Raw genomic sequence first — 20,404 nt, 5'->3', positions numbered from 1 at the left:
TCTTATTTCAAAGTTCCCTTATACGAATTCCTCTTCTTTGTTTTTATCCCAAAACCGCTCTTCCTTCGGCAAACTTTCCAAATACTCATTGGTCTGATCATATCCTTTTTGGAGAATTTGCTTCCACTTTCTATCATCCATAAAGCCAATTCCTTTCAGATTCAATTCGAAATAATGGGAAACTTTGGACTTGGTTACTTCCTGTTTTTGCAAGGAATTCAGCGTAAGTGAATTGATAATCAATGAACCTATACCGGGAATTTTAAAGCGTTTCTTTTTTCTAAACCTGTCCATGAAAACGGCCCAACCATTCGGTGAATCCTCATAATCCACCTTGCGGTCTGGCAAGCCTGACAAGGAAACGGCAATAATTTTGGATACCGGATATTTATACATGGGCTCTATCGGCAAATTATCCATTACCGCCCCGTCCACATGTAAATATTGATCAATAACGACAGGAGGAAAAACTCCCGGAATCGCGATACTGGCCATGATTTGCTTCCAGAGAAGTCCTCTTTCGTGGATTTTGGTTGTAGCTCTGGAAAAATTGGTAGACACACAGTAGGAATTAATCCATATGTCCTCCATGTCATAATTTTTGAAAAGAGTTTTGGCGAAGCGCTGGATTTTTTTTCCACTTAAAAAGGAAATCATAGGCAAAGCCATATCATTGGAAGTCAGTTTGGATTTTACAGCCACCTGAGTGATTTCTTCAATTTTATCAAAATCAAAATCAGCATAGCTCATGGTAATACCGTATATCGCGCCTGCACTAGTACCACCCAGGAAGTCTATTTCTATCCCTCTTTCCTGCAATGCCTTAACTACCCCAAGGTGGGCATAACCCTTGGCTCCTCCTCCGCCCAAGACCAAGCCTACAGCGGTATTGGTAATAATTCTACAGAACCTGCGGATATCTCTTCCATTCCCTTGTCTCACATGGATATGCAGATTGATATCCCTATTTTCTAGCCAATTGGAAGTAGATTCTGGCATTGGTGCATCTTGAGGATGCAACATCAATAGATATATCTTTTTATTGAGGATACTTTGTGAATAGAGTTCTAGCTCCTTTTCTATAGGATAGATTTGAGGATCTGCCTTGAAATCAGTGGCCAAAATTACCAAGTCCGCATAGACCATGCATTGGTGAGACCATTCAGGGTGGGTTTCACTACAGACCAAAATGTTGATTCCCTCATACTGCTCCAGTGAATCGAAGAATGTCTGATCAGCATGCTCTGCCTGAGAATCATAATCAAACACCTGAACCGGAATTTGATTTTCCCTAAAAAAGGTTTCCATATCTGCTGTCCAAGGACTTAAATCATGATCAGCCTGGAGGTTGATAAGAGCAATGTTTTTAGGTGGAGTTGACTGGTTTTTTTGAAATGTGTTTCTTCTAAGTCTGTTGATTACAAAGCCTGTCAAGGAATTCGCTAAGGATGGGTTTTTGGCTACCAAAGTCAGGTATTCTTCCTGATTAAATTCCAAAACCACTGATTTTCTAATCGCTAATACTGAGGCCATTCTAGGCTCACCGGTAAATAAGGCAAACTCTCCAACCGGCTCTCCTTCTCCAATATCTCCCAAAATTAAGGTTCCACTGATATCTTCTTTAATCGCTCTTAGCCTACCAGAAAGTACTATGTAAAGGATGTTTTCTTTGGCACCCTGATGGAAAAGATATTCACCGGTATTCAGTTCTTTTTTAGTACCTATTTTAAAAATTTGATCCAGCATTTCATCGCTCATCCCTCCAAAAAGCTTATGAAAAAGATGATGATAATGCGTATTAAAATCTTTCATCGGAGTTATTTGGGTTTTGAATTATTAATCAGCCTATCTTCTGGGAAAAATTGATCGAAACCCCGAAAAATAAACTTCAAATGTTGACTTATCACTCTCAAAATCAGTTATCTCAACTAATCTCGATAAAATTATCTGATAAAAAAATGAGAGCCGAAATAATTTTAGAAATTTGTAGTTGAAAGGTAAATTGAGCTCTGGCGTAGAAATTCCTTTGATGAAAATTCTAATCAAAAAAAGTCATCTTTAAGCCAACCCTTTTTTCAATTAGAGTTAATAATCTCCAAAACTTTTTCCTTTGGCAAGGCTTCCACAGTTCTGCCCTCTTTGCCCATCATCGTTTCTGCAGCAAAAAGTGAATTGATTATTGCTTCCTCTGTAGCGTCAATTACGGCCATAAAAAGTGGACTCATTTCCTCATTCGCTAAAAATTCTGACTTCAGTTTTTTATCAGAGGTATAAGGGATTCTAAGACCTTCATTTGTGGAAAAGGCAATCACATAATCACCCGAGCCATTGGAAGCAATTCCTCCAGTTTTTGCCAGGCCCATCATGGCACGCTGAGCCATTCTTTCCAAGTTCCTTTCTAAGACTGGTGCATCCGTTGCGACAACGATCATGCAGCTTCCATCGGCTTTTTCCAAGGCATCTTTAAATGGGTATTTTCCCAATTTTTCGCCCACCGGAACTCCTGCTATTTGTAGGTTTCCTCCAAAGTTTGTTTGAACCAATACTCCGACCGTGTATCCACCCAAGCTTTCTGGTAATTTTCTGGAAGATGTTCCGATTCCTCCTTTCCAGCCAAAGCAAACCGTTCCAGTTCCGGCTCCAACATTTCCTTCCGTAACTTTCCCTTCTTTTGCGGCCTGAATTGTTTGTATTACCTCTTCGGGACTGATATGCATCCCCCGGATATCATTCAGAAAACCGTCATTGGTTTCACCTACCACTGCATTGACAGACTGAATATTTTCATTTCCCTGCTGATCTAAAGAATAGCGTACCACTCCTTCAATACCAGCAGCCACGCTAAGCGTATTGGTTAAAATTATTGGGCTTTCTAGGTTTCCCAGTTCCCGCACTTGAGTTACTCCTGCTAGCTTTCCGAATCCATTTCCAACAAAAATCGCTGCGGGCACCTTTTCCTGAAAGAGATTTCCATCGTGAGCTAGTATTGCCGTAATGCCTGTTCGAATAGGTGTTCCTTCTATTTTAGTAAGATGCCCTACTTTCACTCCTTTTACATCCGTAATTGCATTCAAGGGTCCAGTTGGAAGCAATCCAAACTGAATGCCTAATTCTCTAGGGCGGCTTTGGGCAGAAATTTCCATATTGATAAATAAACAAAATAGGGTCAGGATAAGTAGATTTTGCATGCCTTTGAAGAATTTTAAAAGGAAAATGTAATTTAGTTTTCCAATCCAGTTGCGCTGGAGAAGTTCTTCCAATATTACCTATCTTAAGCCCTCCATACAAGTTTAGATTTCCATGCTAAAAAAAGAGCGATACGAAGCCTTTATCAATTACTTTTCGGAAAACATGCCCGTAGCAGAAACGGAGCTTCAATACGAGGATCCATTTCAGCTTTTGGTGGCAGTAGTACTATCCGCTCAATGTACTGACAAGCGTATCAATATGGTCACTCCGGCCTTATTTCGGGATTTTCCTACTCCCGCTCATTTGGCTGCATCCCATTTTGATGAGCTTTTCCCTTATATCAAATCCGTTTCTTATCCCAATAATAAAACCAAGCACCTGTTGGGTTTAGGCAAAATGCTCATAGAAGAGTTTGAAGGGAAAGTACCTGAAACTGTAGAGGAACTCACCAAGCTTCCAGGCGTGGGAAGGAAAACCGCAAATGTGATTACCTCAGTAGTTTGGAATCAACCCAACATGGCCGTAGATACGCACGTGTTTCGCGTATCAAGAAGACTCGGCCTGGTTCCTCAAACTGCAAAAACACCTCTAGAGGTAGAAAAACATTTGATCCGCCATATTCCGAAAGAACATGTTCACAAGGCTCATCATTGGTTGATTCTACATGGCAGATATACCTGTTTGGCCAGAAGACCCAAATGCGAAGAGTGTAGCATCACCCATTTTTGTAGGTATTTTGAAAAAAACCAAGAAAAATTAACCGCCGAACCAAAGAAAAAATAAATGTGTGGCATTCATCTGATTTGGGGTAAAGGAGCCAAAGAAGAATCGATTCAGGGACTTCTAAACGAAAGTAGGCACAGAGGTCCCGATCAGGAAGCCTCTTTTAGCCCTTGGCCGGGGCTTTGGCTTGGTGTTAATCGACTCAAAATTTTACATCCCGGACCTGATGCTGATCAACCTTTTTGGGCACCAGATGGGAGGTCGATGCTTATCTGGAATGGAGAAATCTACAACTATCAGGATCTGAGAAATTTACTTCAAAAAATGGGAGTAGAGTTTGTTACCCATTCAGACACTGAAGTTTTGACTCATTGGCTGAGAATTTTTGGTGCAAAAGGTCTTGAAAAATTACAGGGCATGTTTGCCTTGATTTTTGTGGATTTAAGCAACCAAACAGTCTTGGTGGCAAGAGATAAAAATGGTGAAAAACCGCTCTATTATCATCAAAATCAAGATCGCTTAATCATTTCCTCAGAAAGCAGAGGAGTAGGCAAACTCGCGAAGAGCAAGCTGGATAAAAGTCAGTTGGAATATTATTATTACATGAGAACTCCCCTTCAGGGAAAGACATTTTTCAAGGGTGTCAAAGAATGGAAACCCTCCAGATTCAGTTTAATTCGACAGCATTCCGCTTTTCGCTGGGATAATATTCCCTCTCTTCCATCAGCACAACAAGAAGTCTCGAAAAATCGTCTTCAAGAACTGCTATTAGACGCCGTTTTAAAGCAATTTCATGCTGATGTGCCTGTGGGGATGCTACTCAGTGGAGGAATAGATAGCACCTCGCTTTATTCGCTTTGGTATCAGGAAACAGGAGTTCCTTTGCATACTTTCACCATCGCTCATGAAGCTGCGTATTCTAACAAATATGGAGATGCTGAGGCGGTCAAAAAACTTGGAAAAACTCTTCCTTCGGAAAATCATTTGATCCAGGTAGATCAAACCATATTTTGGGAAAACTGGGAGGAATATCTCAGGACTTTGGATTTACCTATTGGGGATTCGGCCAGCTTTTTAACTTGGCTAATTGGTAAGGAGGCTAAAAAACACGTCAAAGTACTGGCGTCCGGAGCAGGTGCGGACGAACTCTGGGGAGGATATCAGCGGCATCAGGCTTTTGATTTCTATTGGAGAAGAAAGGATTGGCTCCTGCGTCTAAAGCCACTTCTTCTCAAACTACCTTTGAACCGAAATTGGGAAAAGTTTCTGACAGGTATAGAGGAAAACCCTAAGAGAACGTTCATGAATTTTTCCGCACTGGAAAGTCTTCAAGAAGACCTCTTTTCAGATCATGAAAGAATTTTTGATGAGCGATTATCATCTTACAAGCAAATGTTGGATTTCGATCGAAGAGTTTATCTGGTTCAGGATGTCTTAAAAATTCAGGATAGTGCCTTAATGGCGCATGGAATCGAGGGAAGGTCGCCTTACTTGGATGAAGGGGTTATTCAATTTTGGAAAGAAATTAAATCTGATGAGCTTTTATTGGGGAAAAAATGGTTGAGGCAAATTCTCAAGGATCGAGGATTAAGTTGGGTGGGCAATCGTAAAAAAACCGGATTTGGATTACCTTTATTGGAATGGTTTTCAGAGAAGGGAGAATTCCGGGAAAGGATCTTTCAGGAACTAGCGACTTTTAAAAAAGATTATCAGGATATACTTCCAAAGGTTACCAATGAACTTTTGGAAAAGCCAGAGAACCATGTCAAAAGTCATTTTTTGACTTTGTACAACTTATTTTTACTAGCTGAATGGCTGAAAATTCAAAAGCTATGAAAATCCTTTACATCCACCAGTATTTCAGAACGCCCGAAGAAGGTGGTGCAGTTAGGTCATTTCATTTGGCAAAGGGCTTGGTAGAAAAAGGATTTGAAGTTGAACTTATTACTGGTGGGAATCAGCAGCACTATGATCAAAAATGGATAGAAGGAATCAAGGTCCATTATTTACCGGTTTCCTATGATCAAAAGTTTGGCTTTTTTCAGAGGATCAAGGCATTCTGGATTTTTGTAAAGCAATGTAAAAAGCTAATTCCAAAGCTAAATCGTCCAGACTTACTTTATATTACTTCCACTCCTTTGACCACGGGTTGGATTGGGCTTTGGGCAAAGAAGAAATTAGCAATCCCCTATATTTTTGAAGTTCGTGATCTCTGGCCGGAAGCACCTGTTCAGGTTGGGGCTATCCAAAATAGATTACTTAAAAAGTACCTTTTTCGGCTTGAAGCCAAAATTTATCGAAATGCATTAAAAATAGTAGCCCTTTCACCCGGAATCGCTGCCTACATCAGACAAATCAATCCACAGTTTGACGTTCAGATCATACCAAATTTCGCAGACTTAAAGCAATTTTTTCCTCAGGAGAAAAACCAAGACCTACTTCAGAAGCATGGATTAAATCCATCTTTGACTATAGCCTATGCGGGAGCCTTGGGAAAAGTTAATGCGGTTGACGAATTGGTGGATTTGGCTAAAATCGCTCAGCAACAGGGTAAGACCTGGCAATTTTTAATCATGGGAGATGGTAGCGAAAAGCAAACGTTGGAAAAGAGCGTTGAAAAATTGAGTTTAAAACAAGTCCATTTCTTTCCCTTTGGTTCAAAAGAACAAGTCAACGAATTATTGGGAATAGCCGACTTGGCCTGGATTTCATTTGCTCACTTACCTGTATTAAAGACAAATAGTCCCAATAAGTTCTTTGATGCCTTAGGAGCTGGCAAGGGTATAATTGTCAATCACAAAGGCTGGGTATATCAATTGGTCAAAAAGCATCAGCTCGGGATTTCTTGCTTGCCAGGGAAAATGGCTAGATGTTTTGAGCAACTGGAAATACTCGAACAACACCCCCAAACCCTGAAAAGTTACCAGGAAAATAGCCGTCTTCTGGCAGAAAACTATTTCACCAAAGAGCATGCTGTAGAGAGGCTTGCTCATCTATTAGATCCAGGAAAAAACCCTCCTAAGCAGGGGGACGAGGTCTATATCCTGACTGCCTGAAAATTTGCTCCGCATCCGGATTACCCATCAATTGGTATAGGCTCACGTCCTGGTTGAATACATAATCGTCCACAATATTCCATCCCAACCATCTTCCTAATCTTCCCGGAGCTTTGGTGCTGATGGCATCTGTGAATGGAGCCTCTCCCATATATTTTCTGATTTCAAATGGGTTGGTTTCATAAAGCAGCTCATTTTCCACAAAGTGAGCCCAGATAAATTCCTCATTGGCAAAGGACTCAGAAATCTGCTCAGGAGTATACCCAATGATAAACTGGTCAGAAGTGCATGGCAAAATTGCTTTAGTAAAATGGTAAGCTTTTCCATAATAAATCATCTCTGCCAAAAGCGTCTTATCCTGAGGGTTTGTTTGATTAAATCTGGAGGAAATTGCTGTGACAATCATCGGTACGATATAAGGCCTGTCATATCGTTCTGCCATATAGCGTGCAAGTTCTGGCTGAAATGTGTGGCTGGGAGGAAGGTAATAATCCAAACCAATGACAATGATGTCCTCAGTCACCACCAAGTCTGAGTTAAAGCCCGAAACAAATGTGTAAACCTTGGGTATTTTAAATTCTGGGAAGTAGTGTTTGATGTATTTAAATGCATTTTCCAGCTGCTTTTCCACATCAGAAAAATCTGTGAAAACCTGTTGCACGGAGTCATTCAGCACCTGCATGGCTGAGTCCTGATGTATAGCTAAAAGTTCGGAAGCCAATGTATCCAAAGAGGGATATAAGTCCGCCTGTAAATAAATTTGGGTAAACTCTGGATGTTTTTCCAACAAGAAGGAGAAATCCTCTTGGGTTTTTGCTGAAAAAAATTCCTGCTCCAGCCGGGTAATAGTAAGCTCCAGCTCTTGATCTAGAATATCTTCATCAAGCTGACATGTTTCTTCTTTTTTGCCGCAGGAAAATATCAATAGAATTAAACTGCTAATAAGAATTAACCTTGAAGCCTTCATGTGATTCACTTTTGATTCGAAAATATCCTTGCAATGATAATGAATGGAAACGAATTCCTTCCCTTTTGAGTATGCATACTTGGCCTTTCCTTAAGGATTGCTTTTCTTTCTGAAGTGAAAAATCAGCTCCTAACCGCTTTTGCATTTTCCAAACAGCTTTCCTTCAGAAAGGTGAGCAATATTGCTATGTTGGGCCTTTCTTTTCAACTGAGCCGAATCCTGAAAAAACCCATTATCTGGGGTCAGCCGACTACATTAAGTATTGAACCTACTACTAGCTGTAACTTACGTTGCCCGGAATGTCCTTCGGGCTTAAGGTCTTTCAGCCGACCTACAGGAATGCTCGAAAATGGGCTTTTTGAAAAAGTAATTCTACAATCCAAAAAACATTTGACCTGGCTACATCTCTACTTTCAGGGAGAGCCATTTCTAAATCCACGCTTTTTAGAAATGGTCAGTTTTGCAAATAAAGAGGGAGTTTTCACCTCCACTTCCACTAATGCGCATTATCTGGATAAGGAAAGAGTAAAGCAGATTTTAGCCAGTGGCCTGAAGCAACTGATAGTCTCCATGGATGGAATCACTCAGGAAGTCTATCAACAATACAGAATTGGAGGAAACTTAAAAAAAGTACAGGAAGGATTAGACAATTTAATCTCTGAGAGAAAAAGGCAAGGGAAGCTTTTTCCACGAATTGTACTTCAGTTTTTGGTGACCGGACAAAATGAACATCAGATTCCTGAATTAAAAAAGTGGGCGAAAGCTCTGGAAGTCGATGAGCTCCAGCTAAAAAGCACACAAATCTATGATTTTGAAAATGGCTCCGAATTGATTCCATCTGATTTGGGCTACTCCAGGTATATCCCTGCAGGGAACGGTCGCTGGAAATTGAAAAAGAAAGTGGAAAACAAATGCTGGAGAATGTGGCAGGGAGCGGTAGTAACTTGGGATGGAAAGGTAGTTCCTTGTTGCTTTGATAAAGACGCGACCCATGTGATGGGCGATTTTCAATCTCAGGCGATCAAGGAAATCTGGAAATCAGCTAACTACCAATCTTTTAGAAAACAGTTGCTAAATGACCGAACTCAAATTGAGATTTGTAAAAACTGCACCGAATAAGACTTCTTATCTCTTTGTTTTTGGTAGCTTTTTGGAACTATTTTTGGTTAAAAACAGAAATTCACGGATTTTTAAATTGCATATTTGTTTGAAATTCACCCGGGACAGCATTTTCGCATGATTCAATTAAAAAGATTCTGGTACTTTTTCTGCCTTTTGGCAGGCATTCTTCTCAGTAACCCTGAGCCGCTTATTGCTCAGCAAAACACGGATATTTCAAGTATCAAGGTTGATGAACTTAGTGATGAACAATTACAAGAGCTTGTCAAAAGAGCCAATGAGGCTGGACTCAGTACGACTCAATTTCTTCAAATGGCTCAAATGCGGGGAATGTCTGGAGCCGAAATCGAAAAACTACGAAAAAGACTTGAGGACTTAGATCTGAGCGCAACTGCCAGTCGGAGTACAAATGCCAGCAAAAGGGAGCCTAGAAGACAAATTGATCTGAATGAAATTACTCAAGGCATTTATGAAGTACAGCCTGAAGTAGAATCAGGAAATAGTCAGTTGTTCGGCAGCAATCTTTTTTATCAGAAAAACAGGAGGCTAAGCTTTGAGCCAAGCCTGAACCAAGCCACCCCTCAGAATTATGTGCTCGGTCCCGGAGATGTCATTTTTGTAGATATTTATGGACAGTCAGAGCAATATTATGAAGCCACAGTCAATCCTGATGGATTTGTAATTCTGGAAAATATTGGCCCAATTTCAGTATCAGGAAAATCCATTGAAGAAGCCTCTGGAATTATTAGAAACAGAGTGGGTAGATTTTACCCCAGCTTGAATGGTCCGAACCCAAAAACCTTTTTACAGGTGACCTTGGGAAATGTAAAGACTATCAAAGTTCACATTTTAGGAGAAGTTAGGTTGCCGGGAACTTTCACGCTCAGTGCTTTTTCAACTGTATTCAATGCGCTTTATGCAGCTGGAGGTCCCAATGATAATGGCACCATGCGCCAAATTAAAGTGGTCAGAAACAATAAGCAGATTGCGATGGTCGATGTTTATGACTTATTGATTAATGGTACCGCCAATTTAGACTTGCAGCTACGCGATCAGGATGTGATTTTGGTTACTCCCTTTATTTCCAGAGTAAGCATCAAAGGAGAGGTAAAAAGACCGCTGACCTTTGAAATTAAAAAAGGTGACACATTCCAAGACCTCTTAAACTATGCTGGTGGATTCACTGATTTGGCATTTGAAGACAGAGTAGCAATATCCAGAATTACAGAAAATCAGCGCTCCGTATCAGATGTTTACAAGAACCAATTTGGGATGTTTATTCTCAAAGGGGGAGATGAGATTACTGTAGGAAAAATCCTGGACAGGTATTCTAATCGCGTGCAAATCAAAGGTGCGGTGTTTAGGGAAGGTACTTTTGCGCTGTCTGATGGGCTGACCTTAACCCAACTGATCAAAAATGCGGAGGGACTGAGAGGCGATGCCTACACCGAGCAAGCTAGCATTTTAAGAACCAAGCCTGATCTCAGTACTGAAATGATTCAGGTGAATCTAAAAGCTGTTTTGGCGGGCTCTATCGCTGATATTCCTTTAAAAAGAGAGGATGTAGTCCGTATATCCAGTATTTACGATATTAGAAATGAGCAGTATGTTCAAGTTTTGGGTGAGGTAAAAAGACCTGGAGTTTATCCATTCTCTTCTGATATGACCGTGGAGGAATTATTGATTTTGGCAGGAGGTTTTCAGGAGTCCGCCAATCCTAATGATATCGAAATTGCAAGGAGATTAGAGGATACTGATTTAGGAACTTTATCAGATATCATACCTGTTCAGGTCAATCCAGATTTATCCTATAGAGCTGATTCCCAAACGCTGATCCCCTATGACCAAGTCATTGTTCGTAAGAAGGCTAGTTTTACCATGCAAAGGTTAGTGGCTGTAGAGGGTCAGGTTAATTCTCCCGGTATTTTCGCGATTCAGAGTTCCGGAGAGCGGATTTCTGATTTAGTTCGAAGAGCAGGTGGACTCAATCAATTCGCCTATTCCAAGGGAGCAACACTGATCAGAAGAACAGAGTTTTTCAATACCGAGTCGGAGCAAATTCGAAGACAAAGAAATTTGGAAGAACTTCGCATGCAACTCATGCGCGACCCGAACAATTCAGAAGCACAAGAAGAGTTGGTTCAAAGGCTTTTTTCCAATCTTCCAAAAGGGGATAGTGCTGCCCAATCAACAGTTGCCAATACGAAGCGAGAGTCCTTAGATCAAATTGCAGCTGAAACTCCCGGTTTTAATGTGAAAATAAGAGAAACTGAAGCTGTAGCGATAGACTTGGAAACCATCTTAAAAAATCCGGGATCCGAAGATGATTTGATTTTGGAGGAAGGGGATGTACTATCTGTTCCGAAACTTCTGCAAACAGTGAGAATGCGTGGAGATGTAGTTTACCCTACAACACTGCGACATGAAAACGGAAGAAGCTTGAAACATTATATCAACGGAGCTGGGGGATTTGAAAGGAGAGCCAATAGAAAACAAACCTATGTGGTCTATGCGAATGGTGCCGTGAAAAGAACCAAAGGATTTTTGGGAATTAGGAGTTATCCACCTGTGGAGCCAGGAGCAGAAGTGATTGTTCCAACCAAGGGACCAAAAATACCTTTACGATTGGGTGATGTAGTTGGAGTCACTACCGGTTTGGCTACTTTGGCTCTTGTACTTTCCCAAATCAACTGGAATTAATTATGGCTGAAAACAAGCATTTTTCTGATAACCAGTTCACTTTGAAAGAAGTCATTCAGAACCTGAGAGATTGGTTTCGGTATTTTTTATCCCAATGGAAGACATTATTGCTTGCCGGACTAATAGGTATGGTCTTAGGTGCTTTGGTTTCAATTTTCAAGAAACCCGTATTTCATGCTGAAACCTCCTTTGTATTGGAAGAAGGAGATACAGGCAGCTTGAGTCAAATGTCCGGACTCGCTTCTCTCGTAGGTGTTAATTTAGGTTCTTTGGGAAGTACTAGCGGTCTATTCCAAGGGGACAATATCATGGAGTTGTACAAGTCCGATAGGATGCTGGGAGAAACCTTGCTAAGCCCATTTTCTGAGGAAGAGCTATTGATTGATCGCTTTGTTACTTTTGAAGAGCTAGATGAAAAATGGTCTTCAAAAGTAGATATTCCGTCTATGGACTTTTCTATCCCAAGAGAGGAGTTTAGCGTGGCACAGGACTCCGTGGTAAAAGAAGTTGCTAAACTGATCAGAGAAAAGCAGCTGGCTGTTACCAAGCCTGATCGAAAGCTGAGCATCATACAGGTTAGTATTTCTTCCAAGGATGAGGCTTTTGCTAAGGTTTTCAATGAGACCTTGGTCAATAAAGTCAATACTTTCTATTACGAAACCAAGACAAAAAAAACAGGGGAAAATTTGGCTATTCTCCAATCTCAGGCTGACTCTGTTCGGGCGATTTTGGATGAGAGTATAGGGGCATATGCCAGTGCGCAGGATAGAGTTCCCAATGCCAACCCTTTACTTTCCACAGCTACCATTGAAAGCCGCAAAAGACAGATTGATGTACAGGCCTCGGGGGCTGTTTATCAAGAGATAGTGAAAAATCTGGAAATAGCCCGGGTTAATCACAGAAACAATTCCCCGCTGATACAGATTATCGACTCTCCAAGATATCCATTAAAAAGAACTGAAATCCGCTTGGTGAAAGGGATTGTTTTGGGTGCAGTTATTATAGGTTTGCTGGTGCTTTTTGGCTTGTATTTCAACAGACTGTACCAAAAACATGTGCAGGAAAGCTAAAATAAAGCTGCCATGTTTGAAAAACTCACATTACTTCCGCTCAGCAATTTTATTCGCAATAAGTCCATTCAGAACTTTCTCTTTTTGGGCATTATTCAGTCTTCCAATGTGCTAATTTCTATTATTTCCATGCCCTTGTTGATTCAAAGCATAGGGGTAGACCAATTTGGACTGGTTAATTTGGCGCTTTCTGTAATTGTGATAATGAATGTTTTGGTAGTATATGGTTTTAACTTAAGTGCTCCGAGAGAAGTGGCAGTCAGTCAACAGGATAAGGAAGCTTTATCACATCTGGTTTCCAACGTTTTTTCAGGCAAAATCATTTTGGCAGCCATTGCTACAATTCTGATATTGGTAGGAGCATTTGGGTTCAACCTTTTTCAGGAATATCAACTCATTCTGGTTTTCTCATCATTGCTATTATTTTCCGAAGCCACCCTGCCCCTTTGGTTTTTTCAGGGAATGGAAAAGATGAAGTTGGTCTCTATCGCCAACATATTTTCAAAGCTCCTATTTTTAATGGGAATCGTTTTGTTTATCCACAGACCAGAGCAGAGCCATTGGGTCAATTTTATGTTAGGCCTTTTTGGATTGATTATCAACATCCTTTTAATTTTTTATATAAATAGAGTTTTTGGAATTAAAATTATTAAACCAGAATGGTCTGAAATTTTAAAAAGTTATATTCAGAATTTTCTGCTTTTTTTAAGTAGCGCAACAAGTTTTATTTCAACAAATGGTGGGCTAATCATTTTGAGCTTTTTCTCTGTGGCAGAAACCTTGGGAATGTATAGTTTGGCCGAGCGTGTTGTAATGGTTCTGCGTTTATTCCCTGCCTTGATTATTCAGGCTATTTTTCCCAATGCCTCCAAACTATATCAAGCCGACCCTGTTCGATTTTACAAGTTTCTCAAAAACGTATATCTCCGAGTTTTACTGGCTGGAATATTTATATCCGCAGGAACCCATTTTGCTGCGCCTTGGATCATTCAGGTTCTGTCACGAAGTGATTTGCAAGAGTCAGTTATGTATCTGAAAATATTAGCGGCGGTCCCCTTTTTAGCCTGCTTAAATGTGGGAAATGTAACGCTCCTTTTGGTTGCAGACTTGAAAGAATTACTCTTCAAGGCCAGTTGGATGATGTGCGTGTATATGATTATTGTATCCGCTATATTAACCTATTACTTTGGAGGAATAGGTTTATGTTTCGGGATTATTTCCACCGAAATCATCGTGTTTTTGATTTGTCTGGTTTTGCTATATCGCCACGAAAAAAATCTCGTTCATGGTTTTTACTCCTGATCCATCGGTTGCTATTATCCTAGTCAATTGGAATGGGTTAGATTTTACCCGGAATTGTCTGGATTCATTACTGAAATTAGACTTCCCGGATTTTAAAATTATTCTGGTAGACAATGATTCCCAAAAGCCTGAAGGAGTAGTCCTGAAAAATGAATTTCCAGATATTTTATTAATTGAAAATGAGGAAAACCTAGGCTTTTCAGGAGGCAACAATGTTGGAATCAGAAAGGCTTTGGAAATGGGTTTTTCCCATTTATTATTACTCAATAATGACACGCTTGTAGAGCCTGATTTTTTGGGAAAAATGGTGCTTGAAATGCAGCAAAAAGCTTCATTGGGAGTCGTGCAACCCATGATCTGTTTTTTGGATGATAGAGAAAAAATATGGTCTGCAGGCGGAAAATGGATTGAAGGACTTGGTCGGGCAAAAACGCTGGGAGATAGAAAAAATTTAAAAAAATATAGAGTTACCAGTTCTAATTTAGATTGGGCAACTGGATGTTGCATGCTGATTTCTAGAGAGGCTGTTTTAGCAGTAGGCTTATTGAACGAGCAATATTTCGCCTATTTTGAAGATGTAGAATGGTCTTTGAGAATCCGAAAGGAAGGTTTTGAAATCGGTCTCGTTCCAGATGCAAAAATTTACCATGAAGCTGGGGCTTCTTCTAAAAAGAAACACTCAGAAGGAACCCTCAATGCGCGGGTATTCTATTTCCACGTGCGTAATCAATTTTTCCTTTTGAGAGGATTAGCTCAAGATGAATCCTCCAAGGGTTTCAAACCTTTAGAGGCTTATTTGAGAAACCTTGGAGGGTTCGCCTATCATATGTGTAGGTTTACTTTATGGATGGTCTATTTCCTGCTGAGGGGACGTTTTCGAAAGCTCAGAGCAGTGGCCAAAGGCATTAGAGATGGGTTTTCAACACCACTTAGCCCAGCACCCCAATGGCCTTAATCGTATTTCTACTCATCACTTTGGCTGTCAGCGCAGGCTTTCTTTGGACTTTGGAAAAAATGATTTTTCAAGGTAAATGGAGCTATTTTATCTATTTCTTAGCCGCTTTTCTTCCTATTTATATCACTAGTCTTAGCGTAGTTTATTTAGCTACAGAATCTTCGGCTGTAGTAGGATTTTTTCAAATCTTGAAGGAGCTCATTATTCTTATAGCCTTAGCAGTATTTCTTCTGTATAATAAGAAAATTGGCTCATATCCCTTTCGATTGCTTGCCACAGATTGGTTTTTTCTGGCCTTTTTGGCTTTGGCTTTTTTCTACCTTTTGTTACCCATAGGAGAAGCTTCCTTTTTAAATAAGGCTTTGTATTTTAAAAGTATGTTGATTCCTGGCTTGATTTATTTTCTGGGAAGAAACAGCTCTTTTCAGGATTGGGAAATAGGACGCATTTTCAAAATCATCTTTTTCGTGGCTATTGGGGCCTTTTTGGTCAATTTAGTAGAGTATTTTCTATTGAATGCCCATCTACAGCAATTCACCGGTTATGCCCTTTTTAATTTATACATCAACGACATTGAGCCAACAGGGAATTACGGGTTGACTTGGACTTTTGAAACCACCAATGCCATGAAGCGCCTAGCTAGCTTTTTCTCTGATCCTTTGGAAATGGCGAGCTCTGTTTTGATGGGGTTTGCTGCAGGACTGATTTGGTTTCTGACCAGCAGACGAGAATACAACTGGCTTTACTTATTGGTCATGGCCTGTTCTCTGGGAAGTTTGGTGTTCTCTGCCTCCAGAGCTGCCTTTGCCGCCTTTTTTGTGATGATTTTTTTCATTGCCTTGGTATTTAAGCTTTACAAATTAATTGGAGCTGGATTTTTGGCTCTAGTTGCATTTGCAATTTACGTGGTCTTTTTCGCCTCAGAAGACTTTTACTTCTTTGTACTGGACACTCTGACTTTTGAAAATACATCCAGCATAGGACACGTGGTTGAATGGCTTTTGGCTTTGGATTCGATGATAGCCAACCCATTGGGAATAGGTTTAGCGATGAGTGGGAATTTCGGAAGTGTGGAAGATGATCTTCGGGTGGGTGGAGAAAATCAATTTCTTATTTTTGGGGCACAATTGGGATGGATAGGAATGATTCTGTATATCGCTACACTTTTAAGCGGGATTAGGACAGCACTTATAGTTTTTAATTTTACAGATAATACTTACAATGCCAGAATTGCTTTTGTAGGAGGAATTGTTAAGGTTGGATTGCTTTTGCCACTATTCACTGCAAATGTTGAAATTTACACTTATATATCTTGGGTAACTTGGTGGATGATAGGTTTGAGTGTTAGGGAGTATTCTAAAATAAAATATAAATGATTTTACATAGAGAGTGTCCACTTTGTGGGTCAAAGATTTTAAAAGGGTTTGCAATAGATACTTTAAGAAAAGGTCCTCATATTTCTCGGGTGAAGTGTGTGAATTGTAATTTAGTTTTTGCAAATCCTATGGCAGATGAAAAGGAATTAGAATCCTACTATAATAATTATTATGAAAAGGAACATTATGAAGCTGTTAATTACAAGCAATTAATTTCTGAACATTTTATTAGAATTTCTACTCTAAATGAGGAGTCTATCAGGAAAGAAGCAGTGTTTCTTAAATTGTTGGGTGGGGGGACTAGATTTTTAGACGTAGGTTGTGGTTTAGGGCTTGGTCTTGCCTATGCTAATCAAATGAATTGCGAATTATTTGCAACTGAATTTGATAGTGGTGCATTAGAGTTTGTTAAATCGCATTTTCCCGTTACTACATTTCATGGTGATATTTGGGAAGCTAATTATCCTGATTCTACTTTTGATTTTATTCATATTTCCCATGTTATAGAGCATGTCCTGGATCCAATCGCATATATTCAAGAAATGAAGCGAATTCTTAAACCTGGCGGGCACTTAGCTATTGGAACTCCTAACTTTTCAAGCAACCTGTATAAGATTCATCGTTGGGTTAAGCTGCTTAAACTGGAAGTACCTGATATTATAGATGGAGTTGAACACACTTTTCTTTTCCCAAAAGAGTTGCTTCAAAAAATTTGTGAAGAACAGGGTTTTAATGTAGTTCAACATTTCACTCAAAACTACGGCGAAAAGCTGAGTAATTTGGTCAAGTATAAAATGTCACTGAGGAAAAAGTTAAATAGACTGGTTCAAAATATGTTTCAAGTCAATCAATGGATTGTTTGCGAGAAAAATAATTAATATGAATATCTCAAATGACTAAAATAGTTATTTTAGTTTTTAGTAACTTTATAAGGCGTTTCTACATTTTAAAATCTTAATAAAACCTAAAATTTATTAAGCCCTATTTGCTTAAACAACTTCTGGATTTTTTGAAGTTTTTGTAACATAGCCTACGGAACAGAGTAATTCTAGGTCCAGATTTATATCAGGACAGCAATTGGTGAGATGACTTATAAAGTTTTAGATTTTAAAGATATGTATCCAACCAATGAAGTAGATCCTTATCTAATATGTCTTTTTAGGAAGATCCTAGCTTTGTTATTCAAATTTCTATAAATAATTATTCCCCTAAGCCTGCTTATTCTTATTGAAGGTTGCTAGGATGAGACCTTAAATCACTCCTTAAGCAACAACCCATCAGTATTTATGATAACCAAATAGCGGAAAGGCTGTACATTTTCAGACTTTCCATTAAATAAGTAAATATAATGATTGTGAACAGCCGAAATAACCGAAAAAGATACCACCCTCAGATAGCATCATCAGTTAACTTTTCTGGGAAAAACTTTAAAGGTTTACTGGCGTCCGACTACCTATTGACTGTTACAGATCTCCGCCGATTTAAAAGTGAAATTTTTATGATCTTTGCCAAGAATAAACTTTAAAGATTTTCGATGGGGACAAATTAAAGGAGCTATACAAGAACTGGCTTTAGCCATCAATATGATGATAAAATTCTAGATTAATTATTACAGTAAGTTTCATAAATGGCAACATCAACGGTGTGAATATGGCTTTGGCTGAAAAAAAAGGTTATTAAGTGGAAGATGACGAAGAAACGAAGTATTAAGAAAATAAAAGCTATCAAGTGTTTTAAAATTGGCCTTCGAAGAAACCTTAATCTATTGGTAAATCAGCAAATGCTACAATTATTCATTTGCAAGAGCAAGAGAGCAGACTTTGGAAGCTTTCGACTTTACGGAGGGACTGTCTCCTACGTTGATATAGAGGGTTAGGGGTGAAACTCACTTTCTCTTCTCAAAAAAGTTTAGGAAAACTTAAAATGATTTTTGTTTTTATTAAATCTTTTCTAAATTACTACACTTAAACTTATTTTATATGAAAAATTTATTTAAAAATTTTATAGGGGTAACTATTTTGGCCTCTGTTATTTTATTTGGTTGTCAAACAGAAATTGATGAACCAAAAGCTTTAAATGAAAATGAGATTTTTATTGAAAAGATTGAAAATCCAGATCCAAGGTTAATTAGCTACATGGAGTATTTTGGGTTGAAAGGGAAGTCAATTGAAAAATTCAATAATGATTTTCTTGTCGATGGAGATTTATTAATCACTAATCAAGATCTTAGTATTTTCACTGAAAAAAAACGAGATAATGAAGGAAAGAAAGGTTTAACTTCAGAAAATCAACAGTACCGTTTTCAAAATATTGTTAGTTATACTCCGAATGTTATAAGAAGAATAAAATATAAGTTTGCCTCTTCTGTGCCAATTTCAGGGGACGGTGGCCAATGGAGAACAGCAACCACAGCAGCATTTAATGAATGGAATTCAATAAGAAACTCAAGTCTTTATTTTGAGCCTACAACAGGGGTTGCAGATATTGAAATTTCGGGTTTTTTTTCCTCCGGATCTGGTATAGCAGCTGCGCAAGGGCCTAATGGATTAGGAAATCCAGGAAGTCAAATTTATATAAATACATATTATAATTATCTTTCTTTGGATTGGAAAATTCAAACAATGGCGCACGAGATTGGCCACACTGTTGGATTTCATCATACTGATTATAATACACCAGGAGCAAACCCAAACAACACGGTTGGAATTTTGATAGCAGGAACATGGACAAGTGATCCTAATTCAATTATGAATCATCAACTGACTAAAGGTTGGACTGGGTTCCCTTATTTAGATCAGTTGTCAATAAGAACATTATATCCTTTGGATTTAAGTGAAAAACCATTTTATGCTTATCAAAAAGTAGCAACTGGAGGGTTCAATTGGACGCCTAACTGGAATTTATACGGATTTGGAAGTCAAGGCTTCGCCTATTGGGGTTTTAATGGCTATGTATTTACTTCATCAAAACCAAATACTGTACCACTTTATAAATACCGAAATACGATTACCCATGTAGATTACATGACTACTAACCCAAATTTATCTAATGAATTCCCTAGTTATGCAAACCAAGGCCTATTAGCTTATGTTTATTCTGGCCCTGCAAGTGATAGAGTTCCTGTTTACGAATATTATCATCCTGATAAAGGATTTCATTTTACAACAATTTTAAACGATGGTGTTGTATCTTCTGGCGGATGGACTGGCGGGGGAATTGCCTTCTATGTTCTTAAAGTTGATCAGTTTAATTAATTTCTAATTTTCAAAGCTCATAATGCTTGATCACCTCCTTATAATCAAGGAGGTGATTTTTTATAAATATTTTGGATTCACTCAAAGATTCTAATTTTTAAAATTACTTTTCCTCTTTACCAATCACATGTTTTTTGAGAGATGAAGCCCTCGTAACTCCGGAAACAACTTTAAACCTCATTCCCTCTCTTCATAATCCACTGATACTCTAAGATCGCTTCAAAGGAGGGGCATTCTTTGATTCGTTCCCAAGGTTCTATTATTCCATTCCCGTTTTTGTCAGGCGAAAAGTCCCTGTGTCCTAAAATCTTGATGGTTGAGATGTCCTGAAACTGCCTGGCCCATGCTAAGGATTGAAAAATACAGTTTAGAATACCCGCTTGCTGTTGCTCTGTCCGTGTATCCATAGCCAAATGGACATTTTCAGGATGCACTCCACCCACATAACAAATATGAATGGCGTGCTGATTGTAACCCTTCACTCCATTACTGACTTGATCCAATGGAAGCAATTGATGAATTAAGCCATCCACTTCAATCAAAAAATGATAGCCTGGAACTTTCCATTTTAGTGTCTCGTTCCAAAATCTTTCGATTCCCTCTCTGCCTGCATATCCCGCAGAACAATGAATTACAAGGTGTTTGATATATCGGGTTTTTGAGATCATGTGATTTTGTATTTGTATGATTGAG

General features: G+C 39.0%; 15 protein-coding genes. 11 read left to right on the top strand and 4 right to left on the bottom strand.

Annotated features, from left to right (window positions below; genetic code table 11):
• Window positions 1–18 precede the first annotated feature (18 nt).
• Both FL972_RS13240 and FL972_RS13235 read right to left on the bottom strand, forming a co-directional pair.
• Complete coding sequence (locus tag FL972_RS13240) at window positions 19–1,812, bottom strand: patatin-like phospholipase family protein (RefSeq protein WP_144605937.1); 1,794 nt, start codon at window positions 1,810–1,812, stop codon at window positions 19–21.
• A 263-nt stretch (window positions 1,813–2,075) separates the two neighbouring features.
• Window positions 2,076–3,188: a DmpA family aminopeptidase gene (locus FL972_RS13235; protein ID WP_144605936.1), complete on the bottom strand. Its 1,113-nt coding sequence runs from the start codon at window positions 3,186–3,188 to the stop codon at window positions 2,076–2,078.
• 112 nt (window positions 3,189–3,300) lie between these two features.
• On the opposite strand from FL972_RS13235, the gene nth reads away from it, so the two are divergent.
• Genes nth through FL972_RS13220 form a run of 3 tightly spaced genes read left to right on the top strand, consistent with a single transcriptional unit; the run spans window position 3,301 to window position 6,968 of the window.
• Window positions 3,301–3,972 (top strand): endonuclease III, encoded by a 672-nt coding sequence (nth, locus tag FL972_RS13230; RefSeq protein ID WP_144605935.1) that lies wholly within the window; start codon window positions 3,301–3,303, stop codon window positions 3,970–3,972.
• The gene (gene asnB, locus FL972_RS13225; protein WP_144605934.1) at window positions 3,973–5,748 is read left to right on the top strand and encodes an asparagine synthase (glutamine-hydrolyzing); all 1,776 of its coding nucleotides are present in this window, start codon (window positions 3,973–3,975) and stop codon (window positions 5,746–5,748) included.
• The gene (locus FL972_RS13220) at window positions 5,745–6,968 is read left to right on the top strand and encodes a glycosyltransferase family 4 protein (RefSeq protein ID WP_144605933.1); all 1,224 of its coding nucleotides are present in this window, start codon (window positions 5,745–5,747) and stop codon (window positions 6,966–6,968) included. The genes asnB and FL972_RS13220 overlap by 4 nt, the downstream gene beginning before the upstream one ends.
• On the opposite strand, the gene gldB is transcribed toward FL972_RS13220, so the two are convergent.
• Window positions 6,931–7,935: a gliding motility lipoprotein GldB gene (gene gldB / locus FL972_RS13215; RefSeq protein ID WP_144605932.1), complete on the bottom strand. Its 1,005-nt coding sequence runs from the start codon at window positions 7,933–7,935 to the stop codon at window positions 6,931–6,933. The genes FL972_RS13220 and gldB overlap by 38 nt on opposite strands.
• A 114-nt stretch (window positions 7,936–8,049) precedes the next feature.
• Between gldB and FL972_RS13210 the strand changes: the two genes are divergently transcribed.
• From FL972_RS13210 to FL972_RS13175, 8 genes are all read left to right on the top strand, one after another.
• Window positions 8,050–9,054, top strand: a complete 1,005-nt coding sequence (locus FL972_RS13210; protein WP_144605931.1) for an SPASM domain-containing protein — start codon at window positions 8,050–8,052, stop codon at window positions 9,052–9,054.
• A gap of 117 nt (window positions 9,055–9,171) precedes the next feature.
• On the top strand, window positions 9,172–11,754 hold the full coding sequence (locus tag FL972_RS13205) for an SLBB domain-containing protein (RefSeq protein WP_144605930.1): 2,583 nt from the start codon (window positions 9,172–9,174) through the stop codon (window positions 11,752–11,754).
• Between the two features lie 2 nt (window positions 11,755–11,756).
• Window positions 11,757–12,824 (top strand): GumC domain-containing protein, encoded by a 1,068-nt coding sequence (locus FL972_RS13200; RefSeq protein WP_144605929.1) that lies wholly within the window; start codon window positions 11,757–11,759, stop codon window positions 12,822–12,824.
• A 12-nt stretch (window positions 12,825–12,836) separates the two neighbouring features.
• Window positions 12,837–14,126: an oligosaccharide flippase family protein gene (locus FL972_RS13195; RefSeq protein ID WP_144605928.1), complete on the top strand. Its 1,290-nt coding sequence runs from the start codon at window positions 12,837–12,839 to the stop codon at window positions 14,124–14,126.
• Window positions 14,110–15,081, top strand: coding sequence for a glycosyltransferase family 2 protein (locus FL972_RS13190; RefSeq protein WP_144605927.1), 972 nt, complete (start codon window positions 14,110–14,112; stop codon window positions 15,079–15,081). The genes FL972_RS13195 and FL972_RS13190 overlap by 17 nt, the downstream gene beginning before the upstream one ends.
• Window positions 15,072–16,457, top strand: coding sequence for an O-antigen ligase family protein (locus tag FL972_RS13185; protein WP_144605926.1), 1,386 nt, complete (start codon window positions 15,072–15,074; stop codon window positions 16,455–16,457). The genes FL972_RS13190 and FL972_RS13185 overlap by 10 nt, the downstream gene beginning before the upstream one ends.
• Window positions 16,454–17,335, top strand: coding sequence for a class I SAM-dependent methyltransferase (locus tag FL972_RS13180; RefSeq protein ID WP_144605925.1), 882 nt, complete (start codon window positions 16,454–16,456; stop codon window positions 17,333–17,335). Before FL972_RS13185 ends, FL972_RS13180 begins: the two co-directional genes overlap by 4 nt.
• Before the next feature lie 1,101 nt (window positions 17,336–18,436).
• Window positions 18,437–19,711, top strand: coding sequence for a M57 family metalloprotease (locus tag FL972_RS13175; RefSeq protein WP_144605924.1), 1,275 nt, complete (start codon window positions 18,437–18,439; stop codon window positions 19,709–19,711).
• 170 nt (window positions 19,712–19,881) lie between these two features.
• Here the strand turns inward: FL972_RS13175 and FL972_RS13170 are convergent.
• The coding region (locus FL972_RS13170) for an N-acetylmuramoyl-L-alanine amidase (protein ID WP_222116039.1) at window positions 19,882–20,404 on the bottom strand (523 nt) is incomplete at its 5' end.

It is taken from the genome of Algoriphagus algorifonticola, assembly GCF_007655305.1.
GTDB classification, from domain to species: Bacteria; Bacteroidota; Bacteroidia; order Cytophagales; family Cyclobacteriaceae; genus Algoriphagus; species Algoriphagus algorifonticola.
This window is presented reverse-complemented; position numbering and strand designations above follow the sequence as displayed.

Excerpts from the sequence above, each read along its gene's own strand:
- FL972_RS13240 (WP_144605937.1), bottom strand. The coding sequence starts at position 1,812 with ATGAAAGATTTTAATACGCATTATCATCATCTTTTTCATAAGCTTTTT.
- FL972_RS13235 (WP_144605936.1), bottom strand. The coding sequence starts at position 3,188 with ATGCAAAATCTACTTATCCTGACCCTATTTTGTTTATTTATCAATATG.
- nth (WP_144605935.1), top strand. The coding sequence starts at position 3,301 with ATGCTAAAAAAAGAGCGATACGAAGCCTTTATCAATTACTTTTCGGAA.
- asnB (WP_144605934.1), top strand. The coding sequence starts at position 3,973 with ATGTGTGGCATTCATCTGATTTGGGGTAAAGGAGCCAAAGAAGAATCG.
- FL972_RS13220 (WP_144605933.1), top strand. The coding sequence starts at position 5,745 with ATGAAAATCCTTTACATCCACCAGTATTTCAGAACGCCCGAAGAAGGT.
- gldB (WP_144605932.1), bottom strand. The coding sequence starts at position 7,935 with ATGAAGGCTTCAAGGTTAATTCTTATTAGCAGTTTAATTCTATTGATA.
- FL972_RS13205 (WP_144605930.1), top strand. The coding sequence starts at position 9,172 with ATGATTCAATTAAAAAGATTCTGGTACTTTTTCTGCCTTTTGGCAGGC.
- FL972_RS13200 (WP_144605929.1), top strand. The coding sequence starts at position 11,757 with ATGGCTGAAAACAAGCATTTTTCTGATAACCAGTTCACTTTGAAAGAA.
- FL972_RS13195 (WP_144605928.1), top strand. The coding sequence starts at position 12,837 with ATGTTTGAAAAACTCACATTACTTCCGCTCAGCAATTTTATTCGCAAT.
- FL972_RS13190 (WP_144605927.1), top strand. The coding sequence starts at position 14,110 with ATGGTTTTTACTCCTGATCCATCGGTTGCTATTATCCTAGTCAATTGG.
- FL972_RS13185 (WP_144605926.1), top strand. The coding sequence starts at position 15,072 with ATGGCCTTAATCGTATTTCTACTCATCACTTTGGCTGTCAGCGCAGGC.
- FL972_RS13180 (WP_144605925.1), top strand. The coding sequence starts at position 16,454 with ATGATTTTACATAGAGAGTGTCCACTTTGTGGGTCAAAGATTTTAAAA.
- FL972_RS13175 (WP_144605924.1), top strand. The coding sequence starts at position 18,437 with ATGAAAAATTTATTTAAAAATTTTATAGGGGTAACTATTTTGGCCTCT.